Source organism: Christensenella intestinihominis (genome assembly GCF_001678845.1).
Classification (GTDB): Bacteria; Bacillota; Clostridia; order Christensenellales; family Christensenellaceae; genus Christensenella; species Christensenella intestinihominis.
Map to the genome: position 1 here is coordinate 1 of NZ_MAIQ01000005.1, position 4,914 is coordinate 4,914.

Genomic DNA, 4,914 nt, shown 5'->3' on the forward strand with positions numbered 1-4,914 from the left:
TTCGATATTCTACTTCTCATTTCTGAGAATACACAAAATTTGAAACGCTGCCAGGGGATTGCCTATTTCACAATTAAATACTGTTCATATTCCTGTTGCGTTTATTTGTGGCCTGTAACCTCATTTTGTTTCCACAAACAATTCGGTATCCATACTAAATGCCCCACTCCTGACTAATTGTTTGCAGCTTTACCATGTGGGGGTAAAGCTTGCCTGTATTCATCAGTTCTTTCGGTGTGCCTTGTTCTGCAACCATACCGTCAGAGAGTACAATCACTTTATCCGCACCGCTTACAGTACGCATACGGTGAGCAATAACAAGTACGGTTTTATCCTTTATCAGTTTTGACAAGGCAGTCTGTATCAGTGTTTCATTTTCCACGTCAAGGCTTGCCGTTGCTTCGTCAAGTAAAACAATAGGAGAATCTTTAAGGAAAGCGCGGGCGATTGAAATACGCTGCCTTTCGCCGCCGGACAGTTCACAACCATTTTCCCCAATCATACTGTTATAGCCGTCAGGGAGCTTTGCAGCAAATTCTTCACAATTTGCCAATCTTGCGGCCGCAATGACTTCTTCGTCGGAAGCGTCCTTTTTGCCTATTCTGATATTTTCCATGATTGTATTGTTAAATAGTATTACATCTTGAAACACGATAGAGTACAGTGACAATAATGTTTCCGGCTCTATCTTCGATATATCCATGCCGCCGACAGTGATTTTGCCTTTGTTTATATCCCAAAATCTTGCAACAAGACGTGACACCGTCGTTTTGCCGCCGCCGGACGGACCGACTAAAGCGGTAACTTCCCCTTGCTTTGCAGTAAAAGATATGTCTTTCAATACGGTTTCTCCTGTATTGTAAGCAAAACCTACATGGTCGAGCACAATATCATAACCTTCATTCGTCACACGATTACTGCCTGCCTGAATAGGGTGGTCAAGGATTTCGTTCATACGGTTTATGTTTGTTTTAGTAGAAATTACCGCTGCAAGATTTTGCAGTGCGCCTTCAAGCGGAGCATATAGCCTTGAAGCGACAAGTAAAAACAAAAAGAATAACGGAATATTAATCTCCCCACGAATGAGCAGCGCCGAACCTACAAGCGCAACCGTAGCAATCCCAAACTTTAATATCAGCGTTGACGAGACAACAAAAATGGCTGTTCCAAGTTCCGAAACAATGTGCCGTTTTTCCACATAATCAATTTTTCTGTCAAGCCCTTTCAGATAACTTTCTTCTGCGTTATTCGTTTTTAAGTCTTGTAAACTTTCGATGCACTCCTGTACACCGCTTTCAAAAGCGACGTTTGCAGTTACGGATTTACGGTTAAAATGCCCTTGTATGCGAGATGAGAAAAGTGTAATTGCAAATGCAATCGGCAAAACCCAAACCGCCGCAAGGGCCATGCGCCAATCGTAAACAAAAAGGAAAATTGCGATTAACGTTGTTGAAATAATGGAGCCTGCCAAAGCGGGGACATAATGGGAAAATGCTGTTTCGAGTGTTGCGCAGTCCCCCATAATAGAATTTGTTAAATCGGCAAGGTCTTTTTTACCAAAAAAGGATAACGGTATTTTGCGGAGCCGTTCAGCTAAGGAAATACGCCTTACCCCACTTTCCACATAGGTCGCTAAATAAGTAGTGTTATATTGAAACCAGGTCGCAATAAATATAAGGGCGAGGCAAACCAAAGCACCAATCACATAGAAAGCTATGCGGTTTCCACTTACGCCCCCATTCATAGTATCAATGATAAAGTAATACAGAAGCCCGACAGGAAGCATAAAAGATATATCCTGTGCAACACAAGCAATACACCCTTTTATTAAATCGACGGCCCCTTCTTTCGATAACGCAAAACGTCTTTGCAATGCCTTAATCATTCCTTTACCTCCTTTGCAATTCTCCATTCTGACGATTCGGAATAATTCTTCCACATACGCGTGAATATGCCGTTTTTCTCTATCAGTTTGCTATGCGTGCCGCTTTCGGCAATTTGGCCGTCTTGCAGTACATAAATGCAATCTGCATCTGTGATTGACGACAGCCTGTGTGCAATCATAATAACTGTTTTTCCCTTTGAAAGGGCAGATAACGCTTGTTGGATAAGCACCTCATTGTCGGGGTCGGCAAATGCCGTCGCTTCATCAAGAATGAGGATAGGTGCATTTTTCAAAATGGCGCGGGCAATCGCTATTCGCTGCTGCTCGCCGCCGGACAGGTACACGCCATTTGTCCCGACAACGGTATCTATACCATTCGGTAATTTTTCGATAATATCCAAACACTGTGCAGCTTGCAAAGCGCGGGCGATTTCTTCGCGCGTCGCTTCCGGCTTTGCCATACGCACATTTTCTAATATGGACGCTTTAATAAGGCGGCTGTTTTGAAATACAAAAGATACTTTATTCATCAGTGTTTCTTTTGGAATATTACGTATGTCGATATTTCCTATCAGTATGCGCCCCTTCGCCGGATCAAAAAACCTTGCCACGATATTTGCAAGGGTCGTTTTGCCGCCACCGGACGCGCCGACTAATGCGATTGTCTGTCCCGGCTTTATTCGCAAAGATATATCATTAAGTGCATTTTTCTCCCCATCATAGCTGTAAGTAACGTGTTCTAATGCAATCGAATTGTCAGACGGTATATTGTTCACCCGGCTTTCAGGCAGCGGCTTTTCATTCAGCACTTCATCAATCCTGTTGATTGCGTCGCTTACAATCATTGCGTCTTCACTCATAAACATGATTTTAGTCAATGTCGTACCGATAACAGGCGTAATTACAATGTAAAAAATAAGGTTTAGCAATAATTCATTTGTGACGCCACCCATTGTAAAGAGAATACCTCCGGCAATTAAAAATACAAATACACTATTAATTGCTGTTGTATAAAACATCATAGGAAGCCTTAACGCTTTTGTGTATGCGATTACCCATTTTTCGTAATTACTAATTGTCGCTTTGAAGCGTTTGAAAGAAAATATTGTCTGCCCGAAAGTTTTCACTACGGGTATGCCCCTTACATATTCGACTGCCTCGTTCGACATATCTGAAAGCGCATTTTGATATTCCTTCATTTTCTGTTCCATATTTTTTCCGGTCATTTTTATCATAATCAGAAAACCAAGCACAACGGGAACAAGGCTTAAAAGCCCTAATCGCCAGTCAAACACAAGCAATAAAAAGAGCAGCCCTATGGGTGTTGCAATCGCGCCTGCTTTATCGGGCAGCCTGTGTGCAAGATAATTTTCAGTAGCGGCACTGGCATTGTTTACCGTTCTGCGCAGTTTTCCGCTTCCATATTTTTCTGTTACTCCAAGCGGCAGGGTTGTGATATGCCGCATAAGTTTTTTTCGGAAATTCGCGGCCACCCGGAAAGCGCTTACGTGCGAACACATTAAGGCGGCTATATAAACGACAACAGATATAACCGCAAACAACACAGCAGACCAGCCATAACGCGTGACATCCCCCGCCTGTGAAAAGTCCGGGGAAACTTCCAGTATGTCGTGAATGATACGCCATATATACCAAAAAGGCACAAGAGCCAATAGCGCACTCATTACGGACAGTATCCAAGAAAGATAGGTTAATATCTTGTGTTTCCCGGCATACTCCATCAATCTTGATAAGTTAGATTGCTTTTTCATCAAAAAACCTCCTTGAAATATTTTTATGATATGAGGATAGAATAGCCGTCCTCGAATATCTTTTTTGGTTAGGTGCTTTGCTTCCGGGTTAGCATATGCTAACCCGGAAGCAAAAATTACAGGGCAGCTTGCCCTGGCGAGTTTGCCCGTTTTTTATTGCCCCATAATTTTCATCCATCCTGCGGTATAAAAAGCTCTCATCTCTTTTAGATAATATTTTGCTTCTTCAATCGGCATTTCATGTATAATCAATTCAAAAAATGTATTAAACATTCCTGTAATCAATATATGCTCTAACCGTTCATCAATATGCGGCGACGGTCTGCCTAATTTTTCAAGCACCGCCAAATAATCATGTGTTCCTTTTGTTTCTATCTCTACCATTTCATCAATCAGTTTTGAAAAACGTGTTCCCTGTGAACGGCAAAGAATGAGCTTAAATTCATTCAAATGTTTGTAGGCATACAAAAGCATTTCATACATACATTCGCCGGAAACGTCGGAAAGATTGTTCGGCTGTTCTTCTGGTGGGATTTCAGCAAACTCTTTCTGAGCCTTGCGAAAGCGGTCTAAAAGAAAATCGTACTGTTCGCCTACCAGTGCTTCAAATAAATCTTCCTTGCTGTGATAGTAACCATAGAACGCGCCCGTTGTGACCCCTGCTGTTTTGACAATGTTCCGCAGGGAAGCAGATTTGAAACCTTTTTCAAGAAATTCCTGCATAGCTGCCGAAAAAATTAAGTTTAATGTTGTTTGCTCATTTCCGCTCATGAAAACGCCTCCCATATAACACTGTTATATAATACGTTAACCCAAGGAATTTGTCAACGGTTTTGGCAAAAAATAAAGGACTTTTATCAGAAAGGAATCTGAAATCCGCATAAAATAAGCCTTCAAGATTCCGAGAGATTATAAAAATAAATAGGCGGCAGAGAAAAATCCCTGCCGCCTTGCTGCTATGCATAATCAATTTTTTGTTCGCAATTTCCATAGCACACGACCGAAAATGTTACATATCAAAAGTAAAACAAAAATCCGATCCCTTCACCAATCGGTATAGGGTTCGGATTATATTGTTGTGTGTCGTTGATACAAAATAGATGCAGGCCAAAAGGGGGCCCCGCACGAGCCCAGCAAAGCGGGTCGTGTGGGGAAAAGGAGGAACAAGCGTGCGGGTGGAGTTTTTCTTGCAAAGAAAAACGGAACAAAGCAAGCTTTGTTCCGACGTGGTGGAGCATAGGAGGGTTGAAAAGGGCG

Annotated in this window: 4 protein-coding genes and 1 tRNA gene (1 of these 5 only partly in view); all 5 read right to left on the reverse strand. The window is 42.1% G+C overall.

Translation table 11 applies throughout. The features are described 5' to 3' along the window. Positions 1-154: 154 nt before the first annotated feature. Positions 155-1,885 carry an ABC transporter ATP-binding protein gene (locus BBD38_RS07900; protein WP_066686516.1) on the reverse strand — a complete coding sequence of 577 codons (1,731 nt, stop codon included), beginning with the start codon at positions 1,883-1,885 and terminating at the stop codon, positions 155-157. Further along, complete coding sequence (locus BBD38_RS07905; protein WP_066686518.1) at positions 1,882-3,657, reverse strand: ABC transporter ATP-binding protein; 1,776 nt, start codon at positions 3,655-3,657, stop codon at positions 1,882-1,884. The genes BBD38_RS07900 and BBD38_RS07905 overlap by 4 nt, the downstream gene beginning before the upstream one ends. A gap of 153 nt (positions 3,658-3,810) precedes the next feature. Beyond that, positions 3,811-4,428 (reverse strand): TetR/AcrR family transcriptional regulator, encoded by a 618-nt coding sequence (locus BBD38_RS07910; protein WP_066686523.1) that lies wholly within the window; start codon positions 4,426-4,428, stop codon positions 3,811-3,813. A 245-nt stretch (positions 4,429-4,673) separates the two neighbouring features. After that, positions 4,674-4,914 (reverse strand): hypothetical protein (locus tag BBD38_RS14825; RefSeq protein ID WP_207644642.1); only part of this gene is annotated, 241 nt, incomplete at its 5' end. Then, a tRNA-Ala gene (locus BBD38_RS07920) sits at positions 4,885-4,914 on the reverse strand (it continues 70 nt past the right edge of the window). The genes BBD38_RS14825 and BBD38_RS07920, both read right to left, overlap by 30 nt.